This window comes from Burkholderia cenocepacia (assembly GCF_900446215.1).
Lineage (GTDB): Bacteria > Pseudomonadota > Gammaproteobacteria > Burkholderiales > Burkholderiaceae > Burkholderia > Burkholderia cenocepacia.
Genome location: NZ_UAQZ01000004.1, coordinates 1 through 17,939 on the forward strand (window position 1 = coordinate 1; position 17,939 = coordinate 17,939).

Sequence of the window (17,939 nt, forward strand, 5' to 3'; positions counted from 1 at the left end):
CATCGGACGGTAATGCGATCCAAGCAACTGGCATCAAATCGGGCGGCACGTACCGCTTCCTGTTCGACGGTCAACGGTTTGTCACTGACGTTTCGAACAACCAATCATTTCCGATTGGGACGGTTCTGGACTTCTGGGGCAATCAAGCGGATATCGTGACGAAGTACGGTCCGGGCTGGCAGGTCGCAGACGGATCTAACGGCACGCCGGATTTGCGCGACCGGATGACGATTGGCGCAGGTCTGAGCTATCAGAAAGGGGCTGTTGGCGGCGCAACGACGGTTGCGCTCGCCGTGGAGAACCTGCCCGCGCACAGCCACCCTGCATCACAAACGCCCCACACCCATCACTTGGCGTGGGATCACGCGCACGGCGTCAACGACGGCGGACACGCGCACGGCGTTTCTCAGTCTCCGCACGGTCACGGCGTAAACGATCCGGGGCACCAGCACGCATACCACGTAATCGCCCAAAACACAGATTCGGCCGGTTCAAACGCGTTGACGGGTGGAGGCCGAAACACTTCATGGGACGGACAGTTCGACGGCATCACAGACGGGGCAGGTACGGGTATCTGGATTCAGCCGCAATACGCGAACGTATCTATTAACGGATCGGGCGCGAACATCAGCATCCAAAACTTCCACACGGAAATCGATACGTGGGGCGCTAACGCCAACGTCACTGTCGGCAACACTGGAAACGGAACTCCGGTGGGTGTCCTCAACCCGTATGTTGCTTTGTGGAAGATCATTCGGGTGTCCTGATTTTTTTAGACTACAAGCGACACGATATGGCATTTCAGTTATCAAGAAAATGGTTGGTAGGTGCGGCGAGCGCAGCAGTGGTTGCGGCAGCGCCCTTTGTCACGGGGTGGGAAGGCTGGCGCAACACGGTCTACAAGGATCAGGGCGGCGTTTCTACCGTGTGCGCGGGACATACCGACAGGATCGGCACCGAGAATATCACCAAGCAGACCTACACCAACGAGGAATGCGGCCGGATTCTCATCAAGGATTTGAACAAGGACGAGGCGCAGCTACGAGCCTCGATTGGCTACGACGTGCCGCTTACGCAGGGGCAGGAAGTCATCTTGATCGACTTCGTGCACAACCTCGGAATTGGCGCGTTGAATGCCGGATCGTTGCGCCCCCTTCTCTTGCGTGGCGACGTGAACAAGGCATGTGCGAAGATTCTTGAGTACAAGTACGCGCGCGTGGGTCCGGGCGGTTCGTTGCAGGAAGTGAAGGGATTGCGGTTGCGCCGTGAAGCTGAGAACCGCGTGTGCACAGGTCAGACGACGGTAGATCAAGAAGCCGCGCTACGCGGTGTCATTTTAGTTAATTAAAGGATTTTCGATTATGGATATCATTCAGGAAGTTAAAGAAGTTGTCTCTGAGGTTGTCGAGTTCGTTGAGGACTTGCTCCGCGACGATTCAGAGGCAGACGCCCCGGCCGACGTTGCAACGGCTCCCGATGCTTCGGTGTCGGACAGCGCGACAGAAGCCGCTACGGCCGCTGTAGACGCGGCTACCGCCGTGGACACAGCACCGGCACAACCCGAAGTGACGCAGTAAAACGAAAGCCCCCGGCCTGTGAAGGTTCGGGGGCTTTTCGTTTGGTGAACACGTCAGAGGTTGTCAGTGGCGTGTTGGTCCGCTCTATCGATATTCATCGATTTCGACAACGCCTCCAATCGATTCCATGAGCGCGCGGATATCGTCCGGCACGTCCGGCACACGCTCCCCGCTCTCGTTGTCCCAATAGCAGCGGATACGGACCCGAGCGCCCGCGCTCTCGATAAGCTCGCGTAGGTCCGGGCGCGGCAGAGACAGATGCTTGATGAGGTAGCGCAGATGGGGTTCCAGTTGATCGCTCTCGACAGCGCTCTCACTGCGAACCGCCCACACACCCGTACGACGCGTGATCACCCGCGCCTGTCCTGTCGGATCGTTTACCCGGTCCCCTTTGATCACCGCCGTATCGGGCACGACTCGGAAATAGTCGGTCCAAAATTCGGGAATGACGCGATCACCGGAAATAGAGAATGACGCATGTGCAAGCTGCTGTTTTTTCATGGCCCGTCAGTCTCCGTAGTTGTGCATGTTGTCGATCACGACGCCTTGGAATTCAACGTCTCCGTTGTCGTGCCAGAGAACGTTATCGGCCCCTCCCAAGTCATTCGCGTCCTTCATTTGGTGAATCATGTTGCCGAAGATTTTACGTTGATACCCAAGCATTTTTGCCGCAAAGTTCGGGTTGGTCGTGCTCGCGGCCAGCTCTTGAATGTCACCACTCAAAGGGCTATCGGCGTAGTCAAACACACTCGCATCACCTAGCGGCGACCCCGACCCAAACGAGTTTGCCAGTTGAGGCGCACCGCCAGCCAGTGCGCCGCCAGTACCGGCAACGACGCTTTGAAGGTAACTCATAAGTTCACCCGCTGACACGTCGCTTGGTACGGCCCAAGATGGTAGCGGCTTGTCCGCAGGAAGCGCTGCTACCCCCGGCACACTGGCGAACCTGCTCGCCTTGGGGAATGGTGGAGTTGACGGCCCACCGCCGCCCCCGCCAGCGCCACCACCCACTACAGGAGTGTCGATCGACACTGATACCCGGCCGTCCTCTATCGCAGCCCTGAGCGCGGCGACAGGATCGCCCGATAGCGACCCGGCAAGCCCCAACTCACGCAGATATCCGATTGCGCCGCTCGTAAGTCCCGGATACCTCGGCCAGTGGAGCATTAATTCTGAGACATTCGCGCGCTGTTCCGCAGTTCGAATTGAACCACTGTCGCTAGACAGCGTTGCGCGCTTCCCGGAACCTAAATCGATAGTTACGGCCATAACCCCAATTCTCCATACGAATCCCAACCACTGTATCGCACTTAATCCGGCATGTGAAGGTTATTACCACTTTCGGGCATATACAACATCGTTTGATACCTGCCCGCCGAGCTTTACCCCTACTCGCGCGCAATAATCGTATGCGGCATTCGATACTTCGTCCGCATACGCTTGAAATTGCGGAGTTTGGCTCGCTTCTGCCGCTCCGCCTGCCCCGCCTTGTTTCCGATAGTTCGCTATCTGAGCATTAAGCGCTGTCATTCCATAATCGCGCGCATACCCAACACAGACGTTAGTAATGTCCATTCCGCGCTGCGCGGCCCCCTGCATGTTGGCGCGCATACTGGCATCGAGCGTATCCGTCATGAGCGCAGGATTGTTGCGCGGATTGACCCCGCCCTTGATCGCGGACAAGTCAGGACCGCCCGTATCTGGAACGCTCACTGTCTGCGACGGGGCAATGGATTTGCGTGGAGTGTCCCCCTGCCGCTTCGTGCCGGTCTTGTAAAGCCAGTTGGTGCATTTACGCATAACCGACCATTCGGCTGAACGCGGGTCTTTCCATGCCTTGCGTCCCTGATTCGAGTATGCGGCCCGCGTCATCAGCGACAACACGACACGTTGCTCTACCACGTCAATCCGGCCTACGTCCTCAAGCGCGACGGCGAGCGTGATACGGTCGTTTCGCATTTCCGTGATTTGACTTGCCGCTTTCGAATACACGTCGCACATGCTCTCGTCCGTTCCCGGCGGGAAGCGCATATCTTGGAACATGCCGTAAGCAATCTCGTTATCCGACGGCGCAGCATTTGCGGCACCGAAAGCAAACGCCAATACCGCAACCAGAATCCCTCTCATCACATTTCCCCGTTTGGTTTTGATAGGTCGAAATTCCACCATACCGGAATGAAGTTGTACAGCACAAAAAGGTCTGTAAAACCGAGTTATTCGAGAATCAATCTGCCCGAAGGGCACACTGCCCCCGCAAGGGGTTACTGCGGTTAAACAGCGATATCGAAAGAGAGGACCAACATAAGAATAGGCCAAAAACTCCGACAAATCGGCTGCAACGCTAATACGGGCAAGGCTTTGAGGCACATTCAGATACCGGCACCGGATTGCCGGATATCCGGCATTCTGACGACACTTTTTAGTCTTAAAAATTCACACCCGATGAAATGTCAAGGCCATAGATGCAGATTTGTTTCTGTATCCCGCACAAATTCATCGCTAAGATAGCGGCATCTTAACGACACAAACTTGGTACGTTGATGGTACAAAATGTAGCCCTTCCTAATCCAAATTCGGACGCTCGGGGAAATGTTCAGGGATGGACGCAAGTAGATAAACGCACATGCGTAGAAATCTCGAAACTCGCGATTCAACAACCAAGCGCGATTGCGGTTCTGTTCTTTCTTATGTCGCGCACCAATCGCGGCTCTAACGCAGTGCTCATGAGTCACGCTGCGATAGCGCAATGCATGGATATTGCGGAGCGGACGGTGCGTAATGCCATTGATACGCTCAAAGACGCCAAGTTCATCCGGATTTCGAAGTCGGGTAAATCGAACGTCTACGAGCTAAATAGTCGCACTTCGTGGCAAGGCAAACGCGGCGCACGTCATGCATCGTTCAGTGCGGAAGTTACGGTTATTGAGAAGGAACAGAATACCTCTGTTGATAACCTTATCCAAGAGGCGGAAGACTTCCCGCAACTGCCGTTCATGGACGACGAGTCGTGCGCGTTTTCCGCAACCAAATAACGAGGCCCGCCCTTGAGCGGGCCTTTTTTACGGAAGCGCAACGTTACTCAATCGCGCTTCAATATCTGCTGTGTATCCGTGGCAGTTCTTCCGGATAATCTTGATGCTTGTTCCGGTCAAGTTTGCAGCAAGGGTATTTTACAGACTTAATAGTTCTTCTTGCGACAACAGGGGAGTGTTATTCTTCGCGCATTCGAAGCCCAACTATCCGGACAGGAACCCGAACGTCACCACTCAGAGAATCGCAACTCTGTTGATTCTGTCCGCCCCCTCTTTAGTCAGATGCCCGTAGTTCTGTTCAATGATCTTTACCGATGTTCCCGTATATCGGGCCACATCAAGAATCGGGATTCCTTGTGTCAAAGCTTCAGATATGAACGAGTGACGCGCGAAGTACAGCGTAGCTGTCGGCATTTTCGCTTTATCGCGCGCCGTAACAAAGCGACTATGCCAAGTGTCAACTGTCCATCGCTTATGCGAATTGGTGAGAAACAGAGGCGCGTTAGGCGCTCTATCGTTTACAAGCGCATCGAACAACTCGCGCGCCTTATCTGACACTCGAATAAAGCGCGGCCCCGTCTTACCAGATAGTAATAGTTCCCCACTATTCGCGTCGTAGTTAGATACATTGGCCTTAGCCAGTTCGCCGGGACGACAACCGAGCAAGAACAGCGCGGTGGCAAACTGTTTCAGGTCGTCAGACATAGATGCGAGTAGCGTATTGCGCTGATCCGCGTTCAACCATCCCTGTCTCCGCTGCGCCACTTTTGCGAAATACTTAACGTCTTTCAGCTCGTTACGCACATGGCTTATCTTGGTCGCGTTGAGTGCCGCTTTAAGAGATTTCAGGTTTCGATTGATGGAGTCCTTAGCCTTGCGCTTGTCCTCCGCCCCGCTCAATTGAGCATTACGCCACGTCGTTACGTCTGACTCCCTAAGCGAGGTCAGCTTGATACGTCCGAACGGCTTCCCAAAGACAAGGCGTTCAAATCGATTGGAAGCGTCATAGGCCGTTTTATCGCCCTTACTTGCCCTTCGCTCGATCACGTAAGCCCGACAGGCATCCTCCACCGTTATGGGCTTAGTGGGATCGCTTTTGCGTTCCTGCTCGCCACTGATAACGTTGTCAGCCCATTTCCCGATCAGCTTAAGGGCTTCCTCAAATTCGGGGTGTCCATCTAAGAGACGGTTTCAAAAAGGCCCGGTGGGGCTGTTAACTTGCGCGGCGAGCTGTTAACCTCAGGCATCGGAACAACTGAGACCGAGGAGATGGCCAAGCCGATCATTGACGACGAACTGTGGACATTGATCGAGCCGTTATTGCCGCCACCCAAGCCGCGGCGCGAGAAAAACCCAGGCCGCCTGCCTGTTTCGAATCGCGCCGCGCTGACCGGCATCCTGTTCGTTCTCAAGACCGGACTGCGCTGGCGCGACCTGCCCGCCGAGATGGGCTGCGGCTCGGGCGTGACTTGCTGGCGACGGCTACGCGATTGGCAGGCTGCGGGCGTATGGGATCGCCTGCACGAATTGCTGCTTGCGAAGCTGCGAGCAGCAGACCAAATCGATTTCTCGCGAGCCGCAGTCGATTCCTCATCGATTCGCGCCGTTGGGGCGGGCCAAAAACTGGGCCAAACCCCACCGATCGCGCGCGACCAGGTTCTAAGCACCACATCGTCACCGACGCCAATGGCACGCCGCTCGCGGCGATCCTGACCGGCGCGAACGTTCACGATGTCACGCAGCTGCTGCCGCTGATCGATGCGATTCCGCCAATTCGTGGGTTGCGCGGCCACCCACTGCAGAGACCGCGCGTGGTCTACGCCGATCGCGGTTACGACTCTGAGCGGCATCGACGCGCGTTGCGCGATCGCGGTATCGAGCCGGTTATCGCCAAGCGCCGCACCGAACATGGCAGCGGCCTTGGAAAATATCGCTGGGTCGTTGAACGCACGCATGCCTGGCTGCATCACTTCCGTCGTCTCCGCATTCGTTTCGAGCGCCGTGCAGACATTCACGGCGCGTTCCTCAAACTCGGTTGCTGCCTGATCTGCTGGAATACCCTTCGGCGGGCCGACCAGTCTTTATGAAACCGTCTCTAAGGTTGTGTGGTGATATCGCTTATCGAGATACAGCCGTCCGACCCATGTTCCGGGGCCTAACGTGGACGTTCTATAGCCAAGGTGTAATCCGCGTCGAATGCTATGCCAATACGGCTCATTCTGATGCGCAAGCTTGACGCGAGCAGTACGTGACTGGATGCTTGGTTTTGACGCTGCCACGGTTCCCCCGATGATGAGCAATAGTCATCATCTTACCGCACCGCGTAACTTCCGCGTAACTTCCACTTTTTTAGACCACTTCCGCGAAAACCCCGCCAGAGGCGGAGGTCTGTAAATTTACCTTATAAATCAAGGTCTTAAAAAGAGCAAAACCGGGATAGGAATGTTCCTATGAGACTTTCGATTTGCCCGGCGTGGGCGATTGGGGACGCGAAGACATCATGAATTCAATCGAAACGTTCAGGAATGTAGGAGTTGTGTGGATGGTGCGTGACGGGAGTTTACCGCTAATCTGGAAACGTCACGCGACTGCCGCCGCCCGCCCGGCTATACTGGGCTCACCGGGTGACGCGCATCACGCCCCGCCTGCCCTGCATCGACCTGCACACGGAGAAAGCGAATGAGCACGACTGTCGCGCAAATTCTCAAGGCCAAGCCGGATTCGGGCCGCACCATCTACACCGTCACGAAGAGCGACTTCGTCTACGACGCCATCAAGCTGATGGCCGAAAAGGGCATTGGCGCGCTGCTGGTCGTCGACGGCGACGACATCGCGGGCATCGTCACCGAGCGCGACTACGCGCGCAAGGTCGTCCTGCAGGACCGCTCGTCGAAAGCCACCCGCGTCGAGGAAATCATGACGGCAAAGGTGCGCTACGTCGAACCGTCACAATCCACCGACGAGTGCATGGCGCTGATGACCGAGCACCGGATGCGCCACCTGCCCGTGCTCGACGGCGGCAAGCTGGTCGGTCTCATCTCGATCGGCGACCTCGTGAAGAGCGTGATCGCCGATCAGCAGTTCACGATCAGCCAGCTCGAACACTATATCCACGGCACGCCCACCGTCACGTCCGCCTGATCCGGCCCAGCAAAAAAGGCCCAAACGCGTCAGCGTCTGGGCGGAAAGCCGCCGGCATGCGGCGACGGAGGTTCTGCTCCTGCGGGCGAACGACGCGCGCAACGGGCGCGCGTCTCGTCAATTCAGCGGTGCGCTCGGGCAGGACCGGGGACGTTCAATCAGTTACCGAAGTAGACCGAGTTCACCGGATTCGGCGCTTCCCGCGTCACGCGACGGCCGGCTTGCGCGGCCCCCGTGGCCACGGCACCGTAACCGCTCGTGTCGGCTTGCGCGAGCATCGGCTGGTTCGGCTGGATACGCTGCTCGGCGGCCTGAATGTTGCTCGGATATTGCGAATCGCTCGCCAGCGGCTTGTAGCCGTTCTGCTCGAGTTGCACGAGTTCGGCCTTGACCTGAGCGCGGGTCAACCCCTGCTCGGACTGCGCGAACGATGCAATCGGAGCGGCAAGGACGGATGCGGCGATAGCTGCGTAGATGATCGACTTCATGATTTACCTCCGGAATATGTTCTCTTTTGACGTCGCCTCGGCAGGACTGTCTGAAGCGATTGAATTCAGTGTAGTGCGCGCCATTCCAAGGGGAAACCCTTAGTTTGAATATACAGCGTTGCATTTTTGGAAAAAATCGCACACTGTTTCCAGACAGGGTCGTTGCAACTTGCTTCATCTACACAACAATCGCTGACGAAAGGCCAACAGCCGGATCACCTGTCCGGAAGGTTGTGTTGTAGAATCGTAAGGTTCTATCCGCCAGTCGATATTCCATCCACCATGTACGCGCTCACGCCCCTTTCGGTTTCGCCGTCCGGCCCGGCCGGCGTGCGCGCGCGTGCCGGCCAGCCGGCACACCCCCTCGCTCGACGCACGGCCCAGGCGCCGCTCGCCCCTGCCCGGCGCCTGATCTGACCGCTCGGTCTCCACCCGGAGCCAGGTTAGACAGGCTCCGGGCGATCCTCATAGGCACGCCACGCCTGCCCCTGCCGATCATTTGGAGAACTGCCATGAAACAACGCCTTTACCAGCTGACCGAACTCGACGTCGCTCGCCTCGAAAAGCACGCCGAGCACAATCCGCGCTTCCAGACGATGCTCGACACGCTGCTCGAACGCGCCGATATCGTTCAGCCCGACGCCATCAAGGCAAACGTCGTCACGATGAACTCGCAGATCACGCTGCTCGACGAAGCGACCCAGGAACAGGCCACCTGGACGATCGTTTATCCGGACGCCGCCAACCTCGAACTCGGCCGCCTGAACGTCTTCTCGCCCGTCGGCATGGCGCTGCTGGGCACGCAACGCGGCCAGATGGTCAAGGTGATGCAGCCGAGCGGCGCCGAAAAGCTGATGAAGGTCGCCGCGATCGTGTTCCAGCCGGAAGCCAACGGCGAATACACGCGCTGAGCCGCCGGTCGACCAGCGCCGCGCGATACGGGCGCAAAACGGAAAAAGCGAGGCACCGGCCTCGCTTTTTTGCATTCGGACGATCCGGATTGCCGCCATCGTGTTCAACATGTCAAGTCCTGGAATAGGTTGACAGTATCCAGACGCTAGAACGCCCGATGCACCGCATCGGGCGTTTTGTATTTCAGCGCAGCATGCGGTCGCTCGTGGTTATAGATGCGGATGGACTGTTCGACCATCTTGGCGGCCTGCTCGAGGTCAGCGGGACGTTGCAGCAGGAACTCGCCCTTGAGAATGCCGTTGACCCGCTCGGCCAGCGCGTTCTGATAGCAGTCGTAGCCGTCCGTCATCGAACATCGCAAGCCGTGACGCCGATGGATGTCCTGGTAGTAGGTCGCGCAGTACTGGACCCCGCGATCGGAGTGATGGATCAAGGGCTGGCGGGTCTGGCGCCTGCGCAACGCCTTCTTCAGCGCCTGACTGACCTGCTCGGTTTGCAGGCTCTCGTGAACGTGATGGCCGACGATCTTGCGCGAGAACGCATCCGTGACGAGGCTCAAATACACAAACGGGCCAGCCGTCGGCAGGTACGTGATGTCGGCCACCCATACCTGTTCGGGGCCGGTCGGCACGATTTGATCCGGCCCGGGTTTCAGCAGATTCGGATGACGCCGGAAGCGATGATGGCTTTGAGTCGTCTTGTGGTACGCCCGGTGCGGCACGACCAGCAGGCGCGCGGCGCGCAGCACGTCGAACAGCCGATCCCGTCCCAGCTTGATCCCACGCTCCACCAATGCAGGCCCGAGCAAATGATGCAGCTTTCGTGTTCCGAGCCTCGGCTGGCGAAGCCGGACGTCCCGCACCAGCGTCGCCACGGTCTCAGCTTGCGAGCAACGGCACTGCTCGCTGCGACATCGCTTGTAATACGCTTGGCGGCTGATGCCCATGTAGCGGCAGGCTCGCTCGACGCTCAGCTTTTCGATCCGCTTTTGCGCGACGACCTGCCCGAAGGCTTTTTTACGGTGATCCCGTAGTCCTTGCGCATCACGTCGAGCACCGCCTCGAATAGCGCCGCTTTCTCCTGCGCCTCTCGCAACTGCGTCTCCAACTCCTTGATGCGCTGCTCGGGTGTGAGCGGCTTTGAGTCTGGCTTTGGCATGGTGGAACCCGATTGCGCACGGCCGGATGGATCGGCCCAATCCTGCAAGCCGTGCCTGCGTAACCATACCAGCACCGTCGAGCGACCCTGGATGCCGTAGCGCCGCTGCGCCTCTTTGTACGTCAGTTCGCCTTTTTCGACCTGCGCCACCACTGACAGCTTAAAAGCCAGGCTGTAATCTCGCTGCGTCCGCTTGATCCCTTGCTCCACTTGCCACCTCTTCGTCTCGGCGAAAAAGTGTCAACCTATTTCAGGATGGGTCAACAGACGAAAAAAAGGCGCCCGAAGGCGCCTTTTTTGATGCTGCGAAGCGGGTTACCCCGCCCGTCACGCTTAGAAGCGGTGACGCAGACCAACCGTTGCTGCGGTTTGGTTGATCGACGAGCTCGGAGCCGTCGACAGGTCGCCGTTGTAGATCGACGCGCCGCCAGCGTTCTTCGAAGCACGTTGGTACACAGCTTGTGCGTAGACGTCCGTGCGCTTCGACAGTGCGTAGTCAGCTTGCAGACCGAACTGGTTCCAGTGTGCGCTCGAACCATCAACCTTCGCGTTCGTGTACGTGTAAGCAGCACCCAGGCCGAGAGCCGGCGTCAGGTTGTACTTTGCGTTGACTTCGTAGTTGTCAGCGCGCAGCGACGGAACGCCTGCAGCGCGGTTGTCGATACGCGATTGCGTCCATGCAGCGCCGACTTGTGCCGGGCCGAATGCGTAGCCAGCAGCAGCACCGTACGTACGGACACGGCCTTGTGCAGCGATGTTCGTCGCGCCGTTGGCGTTGGTACCGTCACCCAGGTTTGCTTGCGAGTATGCTGCACCCAGCTTCAGGCCTTGGAACTGGTACGACAGGCCGCCGCTGTATGCACGGTTGTTGCCGAAGTTCTGGTTGTTCGAGAACGAGTACGTGCCGCCGAATTGCAGGCCAGCGTAGTTAGCGCTCGTGTACTTGATCGAGTTGTTCAGCGCGACATCACCGTTCGTGCTCAGGCGGTCGTTGTTCAGCGGGTGAGCGAAGTACGTGCCGCCCCACGAACCCGTTGCCGTCAGCGGCGCCAGGTAGTCTTGCGTTGCGTCGTATTGCTTACCCAGCGTGACCGTGCCGTACTGGCTCGACAGGCCGACGAATGCTTGACGGTTGAACATGCCACCGTTGTTGCCCAGACGGCCGTTACCGATGTTGAAGCCGCTTTCCAACGTGAAGATTGCCTTCAGGCCGCCACCGAGGTCTTCCGAACCACGCAGGCCGAAACGGCTCTGGTCGATACCCGAGCCCATCGACCACAGCGACTTGCTGGCGACGTTGCTTTGGTAGGTGATGCCTGCGTCCAGCACGCCGTACAGCGTGACGCTGCTTTGCGCGTGAGCGACGGTAGCGAACGATGCTGCAGCTGCTGCAACGATCAGAGTCTTGTTCATTCGTGGAGCTCCCTTCTAAAAAGAGGCAGGTCTCGCGACCTTGTTCATAAACGGTCTGCAACCGCCCGGGAGCGCCATCGGTACTGCTGGCGGCGCCCGGATAGTTGCCCGTTTGGGAACCGTGAGTTTAGGGGTGTACCCTAGGGGAGCGATCCGCAAATAAAGAAATAAGCTTTTCCAGAACTAGAAATAATGAAAGTGGGGCCGCGTCATAAGTATTTGTTTTAACGTCTATTTTTGACTTCTTGACGACGGCTTTTTGGAGGCTTTCATCGCATCATTCTTTCATGTCATCGTCTTGACGGTTGCATAGAAACAACAAGCGGATTCGGTTCGGCACCCCGAAAACGGTAATTTTTACCCGATTCAATCTCAAATATTGGCCATCCCGCATCTAAAACGTCCGCGTCGCCCCCTAAACAGGGAGCGGCGCCTGCGCCACGGCGAGATCCGTCAGCCATCGGAAAGCAAAACAGGCGGCTCGCCCCCGCCGTGACACGCGGTAACAGCCTTAACCGCCCGCGTAACCCGGCGCGTGGGCCGGCAGGCTAATGTAAGGCGGCCTCGAATACCGAACAGGAACCGCCATGAATCGACGCTCGTTGCTGCGCGCCATCGGATTGACTGCCGCCTTCGTCGGCACCGGCTGGCTGCGCGCCGCCTCGGCCCAGCCCGCCCCGCCCGTGTATCGCCCCTCCGGTCCGAACCGCGTACCGGGCGGGCCGCCCTATGCGGATCGGCCGAGCTTCGCACCGCCGGCGGCACGCCACGATCGTCGCCCGCCGCCGCCGCGGCCGCACGGCTATATATGGACGGACGGCTACTGGCGCTGGCAGCGCGGTCGCTATATATGGGTGTCCGGTCGCTGGGTCGCACGGCGCCCCGGGCGCCGCTGGGTGCCCGGCTACTGGCGCCGCCAAGGGCCGGTCTGGGTCTACGTCGACGGTTCGTGGCGGTAAGCAGCGGCTCGATACCGGCCGATGAAGCGCCCGGGCCGGACGGCGCGCGAGAACCGCCGCCGCTCGCGCCACGGAATCAGTCGCCACGGCAAGGGTGCCAAATCAACCTATCGTCGGGCTATCCATTCCGACGCCATCCTTCGGATAACGAAGTCACGCGATGGCGATGCGAATGCATCCGCACACGCTTCAACCCGTCGAGCTCGCCTGCCGCGCACCGCCAGTCAACGAACCGATGCACGCAGCGCACTCAACGCCCGCCGCCTTCCTGCTCGCGCGCCCGACGGCGCGCCGCGCAGATCGCGCGATGATGTTCGTCGGCCCACCGGATCATCGCCTGCATCGGCGTCAGGAACGAACGCCCGAGGTCAGTCAACGCATATTCGACACGCGGCGGCACTTCGGCGAACAGCGTGCGGCTGACGAAACCGTCGTGTTCGAGCCGCTTCAGCGTGCGCGACAGCATCTGGTTCGACACATCGCCGATCGTACGGCCGAGTTCGTTGAAGCGCATCGTTCCGCCCGCCAGCGCCTCGAGTACGAGCAGGCTCCACTGGTCGCCGATGCGGTCGAGCACATCGCGGATCGGGCATGGCTGATCGAGTTCGACGGATTCGTCGGCGGACGGAAGCGGCATGACGGCATTCTCTTTCAAGGGCGATGCGCGGTCACCGCGGCGTGACCTGTTCACACCGCGATGACTTCTTGTGACGGGTTCGCGGCAACTGTACCATTCGATCGGCCGACAGCCGCCCGGATTCGCCAGTTCAACGAAGCATGACGATGCCCCGCGGCGTCGCAATACCGGCAGCGGCAACGTGGTCTCGTCGGCGCGCCGTTGATGCCGATACGGCGTGCACGTCGCGCCCCGCCCGCACCGACCGCCGATCGTCGCGCGCCGCGCAAAGCCGCCGTCTCGCTCGCGCATCCCTCCACGAACCGTCAGACAAGGAAAACGCTACATGTCATCGTTCCGCTCCCCCGCTCGCGCCGTTGCCACATTCGTTCTGCTGGCCGCATCATCGGCGGCCGCGCTGGCTGCCGGCCCGGCCACGCGCGACCTGGCCGCGGAGGAAGCCAACCGCCAGTTGGTGCTGACGTTCTACGACCGCTTCTTCAACCGGCACGAAGCAGTCGAAGCCGCCGCCGTCGTCGCGGACGACTACAAACAGCACAACCCGCACGTGCCGGACGGCAAGCAGCCGTTCGTGTCGTACTTCGTCGGCGCGTTCCAGAAGAACCCGGCTTCGCGCGCGCGCATCGTCCGCAGCGCGGCCGACGGCGATCTCGTCTACCTGCACGTGCATGCGACCGAGCGGCCGGGCGATCGCGGCGAAGCGGTGGTCGACATCTTCCGCGTGAAGGACGGCAAGATCGTCGAACACTGGGACGTGATCCAGCCGGTACCCGAAACGTCCGCGAACCGGAACACGATGTTCTGATTGTCCTGATGCACGAGGCCGGCGCGCGGCACGCCGCGACCGGCACCGCATCGCGCTCACCGGAGCGTCGGCCGGCCGCCGGGCAAGCGCGGATGCCCCGCGGCGGCGAACTCCCCTACAATCGTGCTTCGCCGCCGCGCCGGCCTCCGTCTCGCATGATCGCAATGCCGGCCACCGTGCCGCCGCACGCGACGCACGGCCTGCACGCGCGGCCGTTCGCGAAGACGGTGTCAACGATGAGCCCCGCCCATATTTCCCTGAGCAACGCCGGCGACCTGGTCGCCAGCCTCGGCAGTCCGCAGTTTCCCGCCCGGCTCTGGGCGTGGCTGCGCGAAACCGTCGACCCGCAGTCCCATTACAGCGTCGCGACGCGTTACCGTCGCGACGCGCCGTCGCACTCGGTCGACAGCGTCGACGTGCTGTTCTTCGCCGGCGGCGACGATCCGGACGGCACGCGCCACGCGCTCGATCTGTATACACAGGGCGACTGGCGCTCCGACACGCTGCTTCCGCACATCGAGCGCGCGACCGATTCGCAGCTCGTGTTCTCGTGCAACGAGGAAATCGACACGGCGACCGAGTACGGCCGCCAGTTCGCGCTCGGCGAGCTCGGCGAAGACTGCACGCTGCTCGGCAGCGAACGCGACTACGTCTATGCGTTCTCGCTGTTCCGCCGGCGCGGCCAGCCGTCCTATACGCTGGCCGAACTGGCACTGCTGCGTCAGCTCGGCGATTTCGTGCTGCCGCTGCTGATCCAGCATGCGCGGCTCGCCCGCCTGACACCGCGCTCGGACGACGGCGCGCTGCTGCAGCGCTTCGAACAGCGCCTGGCGCGCAGCGGCGCGACGCTGTCGCAGCGCGAACGGCTCGTGTGCCGCGCGGTGCTGCAGGGCCAGCCTGTTCCGCGGATCGCCGACACGCTCGCGCTCAAGCCGAGCAGCGTACGCACCTATCTCGGCCGTGCGCTCGCGAAACTCGGCGTCGCGAACCGGGCCGGGCTCTTCGCGTGGTGCGTCGAGGAAGAAGCAACGCCGGAAGACCGCGGCAACTAGCCGCCACCACTGCGTCGTGACTTCCACCGTCCGTCCTCCTTTGTCGCGCGTTGTCCTCAAAACGATGACAGACAGCCGCCGCTCCCGCTCCTAGTATCTGTCTCCACCGACGACAGGAACGCGTCGGATGCCACGGAGACACGCAATGCCGAATACCGGAGGGACGCCGGCCCGCGCGGCCGCGTGCACGTCGACCGCCGCTGTACCGATACGCGCTCGTCGACGAACCCGGCATGACGCTCCGGTAGCCGTGGTCGGCCTTCATCCCCGCGCAGCCCCACCTCTGCCGCGCGGCGCCGGGACATAACGCTCCGCATCCCATTCCAACCCGACCGGGTTCATGCGACCGGACGAGCCACACGGCCCGCCCGTCGGACGCGTGCGCCCGTCGACACGCCCCCATCCGGAGGAGACACATGCAACACGCCGATACCGTCTATCTGAACGGCCTGCTTTACACGGGCGACGCGCAGCGCCGCTTCGCGCAGGCCCTTGCGACGAAGGACGGCAAGATCGTCGCGGTCGGCCGCGACGACGACATCCGCCCGCTGGCCGGCCCCGCAACGCGCACGGTCGACCTCGCCGGCCGGCTGATGCTGCCCGGCTTCATCGACGGTCACGTCCACCCGCTCGAAGGTCATCAGATCCTCGGCGACTTCGACCTGTCCGGCATCAACGATCCGGACACGATCGTGCAACGCATCCGCGCATGCGCCGATGCGACGCCGAACGAGCCGTGGGTCTATCTCGGCGGCGCGAACCTCGCCGCGTTCGGCGCGTATCCGACCCGCGAACGGCTCGACCGGGTCGTGCCCGACCGGCCGCTGCTCGTGGTCGGCTTCGACGTGCACAGCGGCTGCCTCAACACGAAAGGACTCGAAGCGGCCGGCATCCGCACCGATACGCCCGATCCGTCCGGCGGCGTGATCGAGCGCGATGCGTCGGGCGCGCCGACCGGCGTCGTGCATGAAGCGGCGTTCTACCGCGTCTGCCCGATCATTCCGCAACTGAGCCCGGCCGGCTACCCGAAGTCGCTCGCGAAAGCCCATGCGATGGCGCACGGCTACGGCATCACCGGCTGGTTCGACGCACGCGTCGAGGAGGCGGAACTCAAGGCTTACGCCGACGCGCAGCGCGCCGGCACGCTGAAGGCCTACATGAGCGCGGGCCTCTATGCGAACCCGCGCCGCGATCCGCGCGAGCAGGTCGAACGCTTCGTCGCGTGGCGCCGTGAGTACGAGCGCGACAACCTGCGCCTGCATACGGTGAAGATCTTCGTCGACGGCGTGCCCGATTCGAAAACCGCCGCGCTGCTCGAGCCGTACGCCGGCACCGACGACTGCGGCCTCGCGCTGTGGAGCCAGGACGCACTGAACGAAATCTGCCTGCTCGCCGATACGGCCGGCTTCGACCTGCACTTCCACACGCTCGCCGACCGCGCGGTGCGCATGACGCTCGACGCGCTCGAAACCGTCCAGCGCCGCAACGGGATGCGCGACCGGCGCGCGCAGCTCGCGCACCTGCAACTCGTCGATCCGGCCGACATGAGCCGCTTCAACCGGCTCGGCGCGATCGCGAGCGTGCAGACGCTGTGGACCGCCGCCCGCGAGGAGCAGCAACAGCTCTACCGCGACCTGCTCGGCGCCGAGCGCACTGCGCGCAACTATCCGTTCCGCAGCCTGCGCAACGCGGGGGCGATGCTCGCGGCCGGTTCGGACTGGTCAGTCAGCACGATGGACCCGATGCAGATCATCCAGACGGGCGTCACGCACCGGCTGATCGACCAGCCGGACAGCCCGCCGTGGAATCCGCACGAACGGCTCGACCTGCTCACGATGCTCGAGGCCTACACGGTCAACACCGCGTATGCGCTGCGCTTCGACGACTGCACGGGCTCGCTCGAAGCGGGCAAGGACGCGAGCTTCGCGATCCTCGACCGCAATCCGTTCGCGCACCCGGTCGAGACGTTCGCGCAGGCCCGCGTGATCGAAACGTGCTTCCGCGGCGAAGTCGTGTACGCCGCGCCGGGCTGGGCCGAGTGACGCGCGAACCGGCCGCCGTCACGCGACGCCGAGCGCCAGCACCTGCTCGGTCGTCAGCACGTCGCCGAACGTGTCCGACAGCGCGGCCAGCGTCGCACGATGGAGCTCGCGGTGCGGCACCGTGCCGCCGTCCGCGACGTCGAGGTCGCGCGTCGCACAGGCATCGTCGACGACGATCACCGCATAGCCCAGCGGCACTGCATCGCGTGCCGCGCCGGCCACGCACGCATGCGTCATCAGGCCGGTGACGATCAGCGTGTCGATGCCGGCCGCCTTCAGCCGCGCATCGAGATCCGTCGTCGGGAAGACGCTCACCGACGTTTTCTTCACGACGGCGTGATGCGGCGCCGGCTGCAGGTCCGCATGAAAACGGAAGCCGTCGCTACCGTCGGCGAAGATCGGGCTGTCGGCCGTATCGACGTGCTGGACGTGGAACACCGGAATGCCCGCGCGATCGGCGAACGCGATCACGCGCTGCGTGTTGCCCAGCGCGCGCGGCCCGTCCGGAATCGGCAGGCGGCCGCTGAAGTATTCGTTCTGGAAATCGATCACCAGCAGCGCGGTGCGGGCGGCGGCGATCGACGTCGGCGCGCTCGCGCCGGCCAGGGTACGGATGGTCGGATGTTGCATGACATGCTCTCTCGGTGGGTACGTTGACGAAACGGCGCGCCGGCCCGGCCGGCGCCGCCGCACGCGGCCCGGAACCTCTCCGGCCGCGACGCG

At 61.4% G+C, this 17,939-nt stretch carries 19 protein-coding genes and 1 pseudogene; 11 read left to right on the plus strand and 9 right to left on the minus strand.

The genetic code is table 11. The features are described 5' to 3' along the window. From DTA15_RS12535 to DTA15_RS12545, 3 genes and pseudogenes are all read left to right on the plus strand, one after another. Positions 1-767, plus strand: a pseudogene (locus tag DTA15_RS12535) (hypothetical protein); the annotation flags it as partial. Next, positions 743-1,348 carry a lysozyme gene (locus DTA15_RS12540; RefSeq protein ID WP_006482782.1) on the plus strand — a complete coding sequence of 202 codons (606 nt, stop codon included), beginning with the start codon at positions 743-745 and terminating at the stop codon, positions 1,346-1,348. The pseudogene DTA15_RS12535 and the gene DTA15_RS12540, both read left to right, overlap by 25 nt. Before the next feature lie 13 nt (positions 1,349-1,361). Continuing rightward, positions 1,362-1,577: a hypothetical protein gene (locus DTA15_RS12545; RefSeq protein ID WP_034178565.1), complete on the plus strand. Its 216-nt coding sequence runs from the start codon at positions 1,362-1,364 to the stop codon at positions 1,575-1,577. A gap of 84 nt (positions 1,578-1,661) precedes the next feature. On the opposite strand, the gene DTA15_RS12550 is transcribed toward DTA15_RS12545, so the two are convergent. From DTA15_RS12550 to DTA15_RS12560, 3 genes are all read right to left on the minus strand, one after another. Beyond that, positions 1,662-2,078 (minus strand): DUF4279 domain-containing protein, encoded by a 417-nt coding sequence (locus DTA15_RS12550; RefSeq protein WP_012493440.1) that lies wholly within the window; start codon positions 2,076-2,078, stop codon positions 1,662-1,664. 6 nt (positions 2,079-2,084) lie between these two features. Beyond that, positions 2,085-2,432: a hypothetical protein gene (locus tag DTA15_RS39020; protein WP_227743161.1), complete on the minus strand. Its 348-nt coding sequence runs from the start codon at positions 2,430-2,432 to the stop codon at positions 2,085-2,087. Positions 2,433-2,909: 477 nt separating this feature from the next. Further along, positions 2,910-3,704 carry a hypothetical protein gene (locus DTA15_RS12560; RefSeq protein ID WP_227743162.1) on the minus strand — a complete coding sequence of 265 codons (795 nt, stop codon included), beginning with the start codon at positions 3,702-3,704 and terminating at the stop codon, positions 2,910-2,912. Positions 3,705-4,300: 596 nt separating this feature from the next. Here DTA15_RS12560 and DTA15_RS39025 point away from each other — a divergent pair. Continuing rightward, positions 4,301-4,609 (plus strand): hypothetical protein, encoded by a 309-nt coding sequence (locus tag DTA15_RS39025; RefSeq protein ID WP_034195663.1) that lies wholly within the window; start codon positions 4,301-4,303, stop codon positions 4,607-4,609. A gap of 234 nt (positions 4,610-4,843) precedes the next feature. On the opposite strand, the gene DTA15_RS12570 is transcribed toward DTA15_RS39025, so the two are convergent. After that, positions 4,844-5,656, minus strand: coding sequence for a tyrosine-type recombinase/integrase (locus DTA15_RS12570; protein ID WP_127837579.1), 813 nt, complete (start codon positions 5,654-5,656; stop codon positions 4,844-4,846). Positions 5,657-5,878: 222 nt separating this feature from the next. Between DTA15_RS12570 and DTA15_RS12575 the strand changes: the two genes are divergently transcribed. Both DTA15_RS12575 and DTA15_RS12580 read left to right on the plus strand, forming a co-directional pair. After that, positions 5,879-6,696, plus strand: a protein-coding gene (locus DTA15_RS12575) for an IS5-like element IS402 family transposase (RefSeq protein WP_085964347.1) whose coding sequence is annotated in 2 segments (ribosomal slippage) — positions 5,879-6,227 and positions 6,227-6,696 — 819 coding nt in all. Because the reading frame shifts where the segments join, the coding sequence is not laid out codon by codon here. 592 nt (positions 6,697-7,288) lie between these two features. Continuing rightward, a complete protein-coding gene (locus DTA15_RS12580) occupies positions 7,289-7,750 on the plus strand; it encodes a CBS domain-containing protein (protein ID WP_006486040.1) in 462 nt (153 codons plus the stop codon). A gap of 158 nt (positions 7,751-7,908) precedes the next feature. Here DTA15_RS12580 and DTA15_RS12585 read toward each other — a convergent pair whose 3' ends face one another. Beyond that, the gene (locus DTA15_RS12585; protein WP_006486030.1) at positions 7,909-8,238 is read right to left on the minus strand and encodes a DUF4148 domain-containing protein; all 330 of its coding nucleotides are present in this window, start codon (positions 8,236-8,238) and stop codon (positions 7,909-7,911) included. A gap of 512 nt (positions 8,239-8,750) precedes the next feature. Between DTA15_RS12585 and DTA15_RS12590 the strand changes: the two genes are divergently transcribed. Further along, the gene (locus DTA15_RS12590) at positions 8,751-9,149 is read left to right on the plus strand and encodes a GreA/GreB family elongation factor (protein ID WP_006486027.1); all 399 of its coding nucleotides are present in this window, start codon (positions 8,751-8,753) and stop codon (positions 9,147-9,149) included. A 146-nt stretch (positions 9,150-9,295) separates the two neighbouring features. On the opposite strand, the gene DTA15_RS12595 is transcribed toward DTA15_RS12590, so the two are convergent. Together DTA15_RS12595 and DTA15_RS12600 are read right to left on the minus strand one after the other, a co-directional pair. Then, a protein-coding gene (locus DTA15_RS12595; RefSeq protein ID WP_085964357.1) for an IS3-like element ISBcen7 family transposase occupies positions 9,296-10,518 on the minus strand; the annotation gives its coding sequence in 2 pieces (ribosomal slippage) (positions 9,296-10,150 and positions 10,153-10,518; 1,221 coding nt in all). A 123-nt stretch (positions 10,519-10,641) separates the two neighbouring features. Then, positions 10,642-11,721, minus strand: coding sequence for a porin (locus DTA15_RS12600; RefSeq protein ID WP_006486033.1), 1,080 nt, complete (start codon positions 11,719-11,721; stop codon positions 10,642-10,644). Positions 11,722-12,308: 587 nt separating this feature from the next. Between DTA15_RS12600 and DTA15_RS12605 the strand changes: the two genes are divergently transcribed. Further along, positions 12,309-12,680 (plus strand): YXWGXW repeat-containing protein, encoded by a 372-nt coding sequence (locus DTA15_RS12605; protein ID WP_020979551.1) that lies wholly within the window; start codon positions 12,309-12,311, stop codon positions 12,678-12,680. Between the two features lie 250 nt (positions 12,681-12,930). On the opposite strand, the gene DTA15_RS12610 is transcribed toward DTA15_RS12605, so the two are convergent. Continuing rightward, positions 12,931-13,317 carry a winged helix-turn-helix transcriptional regulator gene (locus DTA15_RS12610; RefSeq protein WP_006486039.1) on the minus strand — a complete coding sequence of 129 codons (387 nt, stop codon included), beginning with the start codon at positions 13,315-13,317 and terminating at the stop codon, positions 12,931-12,933. Positions 13,318-13,642: 325 nt separating this feature from the next. Here DTA15_RS12610 and DTA15_RS12615 point away from each other — a divergent pair, with 325 nt between their 5' ends. From DTA15_RS12615 to DTA15_RS12625, 3 genes are all read left to right on the plus strand, one after another. Then, positions 13,643-14,122 (plus strand): nuclear transport factor 2 family protein, encoded by a 480-nt coding sequence (locus DTA15_RS12615; protein WP_006486035.1) that lies wholly within the window; start codon positions 13,643-13,645, stop codon positions 14,120-14,122. 155 nt (positions 14,123-14,277) lie between these two features. Beyond that, a complete protein-coding gene (locus DTA15_RS12620; RefSeq protein ID WP_227743163.1) occupies positions 14,278-15,174 on the plus strand; it encodes a helix-turn-helix transcriptional regulator in 897 nt (298 codons plus the stop codon). A 416-nt stretch (positions 15,175-15,590) separates the two neighbouring features. After that, positions 15,591-17,216, plus strand: a complete 1,626-nt coding sequence (locus DTA15_RS12625) for an amidohydrolase (protein WP_006486024.1) — start codon at positions 15,591-15,593, stop codon at positions 17,214-17,216. Positions 17,217-17,234: 18 nt separating this feature from the next. Here DTA15_RS12625 and DTA15_RS12630 read toward each other — a convergent pair whose 3' ends face one another. Then, positions 17,235-17,846 (minus strand): cysteine hydrolase family protein, encoded by a 612-nt coding sequence (locus DTA15_RS12630; protein ID WP_006492743.1) that lies wholly within the window; start codon positions 17,844-17,846, stop codon positions 17,235-17,237. Between the last annotated feature and the right edge of the window lie 93 nt (positions 17,847-17,939).

Coding starts and splice junctions, on each gene's coding strand:
- DTA15_RS12545 (WP_034178565.1), top strand. CDS start 1,362: ATGGATATCATTCAGGAAGTTAAAGAAGTTGTCTCTGAGGTTGTCGAG.
- DTA15_RS12550 (WP_012493440.1), bottom strand. CDS start 2,078: ATGAAAAAACAGCAGCTTGCACATGCGTCATTCTCTATTTCCGGTGAT.
- DTA15_RS39020 (WP_227743161.1), bottom strand. CDS start 2,432: ATGAGTTACCTTCAAAGCGTCGTTGCCGGTACTGGCGGCGCACTGGCT.
- DTA15_RS12560 (WP_227743162.1), bottom strand. CDS start 3,704: ATGAGAGGGATTCTGGTTGCGGTATTGGCGTTTGCTTTCGGTGCCGCA.
- DTA15_RS39025 (WP_034195663.1), top strand. CDS start 4,301: ATGAGTCACGCTGCGATAGCGCAATGCATGGATATTGCGGAGCGGACG.
- DTA15_RS12580 (WP_006486040.1), top strand. CDS start 7,289: ATGAGCACGACTGTCGCGCAAATTCTCAAGGCCAAGCCGGATTCGGGC.
- DTA15_RS12585 (WP_006486030.1), bottom strand. CDS start 8,238: ATGAAGTCGATCATCTACGCAGCTATCGCCGCATCCGTCCTTGCCGCT.
- DTA15_RS12590 (WP_006486027.1), top strand. CDS start 8,751: ATGAAACAACGCCTTTACCAGCTGACCGAACTCGACGTCGCTCGCCTC.
- DTA15_RS12600 (WP_006486033.1), bottom strand. CDS start 11,721: ATGAACAAGACTCTGATCGTTGCAGCAGCTGCAGCATCGTTCGCTACC.
- DTA15_RS12605 (WP_020979551.1), top strand. CDS start 12,309: ATGAATCGACGCTCGTTGCTGCGCGCCATCGGATTGACTGCCGCCTTC.
- DTA15_RS12610 (WP_006486039.1), bottom strand. CDS start 13,317: ATGCCGCTTCCGTCCGCCGACGAATCCGTCGAACTCGATCAGCCATGC.
- DTA15_RS12615 (WP_006486035.1), top strand. CDS start 13,643: ATGTCATCGTTCCGCTCCCCCGCTCGCGCCGTTGCCACATTCGTTCTG.
- DTA15_RS12620 (WP_227743163.1), top strand. CDS start 14,278: ATGATCGCAATGCCGGCCACCGTGCCGCCGCACGCGACGCACGGCCTG.
- DTA15_RS12625 (WP_006486024.1), top strand. CDS start 15,591: ATGCAACACGCCGATACCGTCTATCTGAACGGCCTGCTTTACACGGGC.
- DTA15_RS12630 (WP_006492743.1), bottom strand. CDS start 17,846: ATGCAACATCCGACCATCCGTACCCTGGCCGGCGCGAGCGCGCCGACG.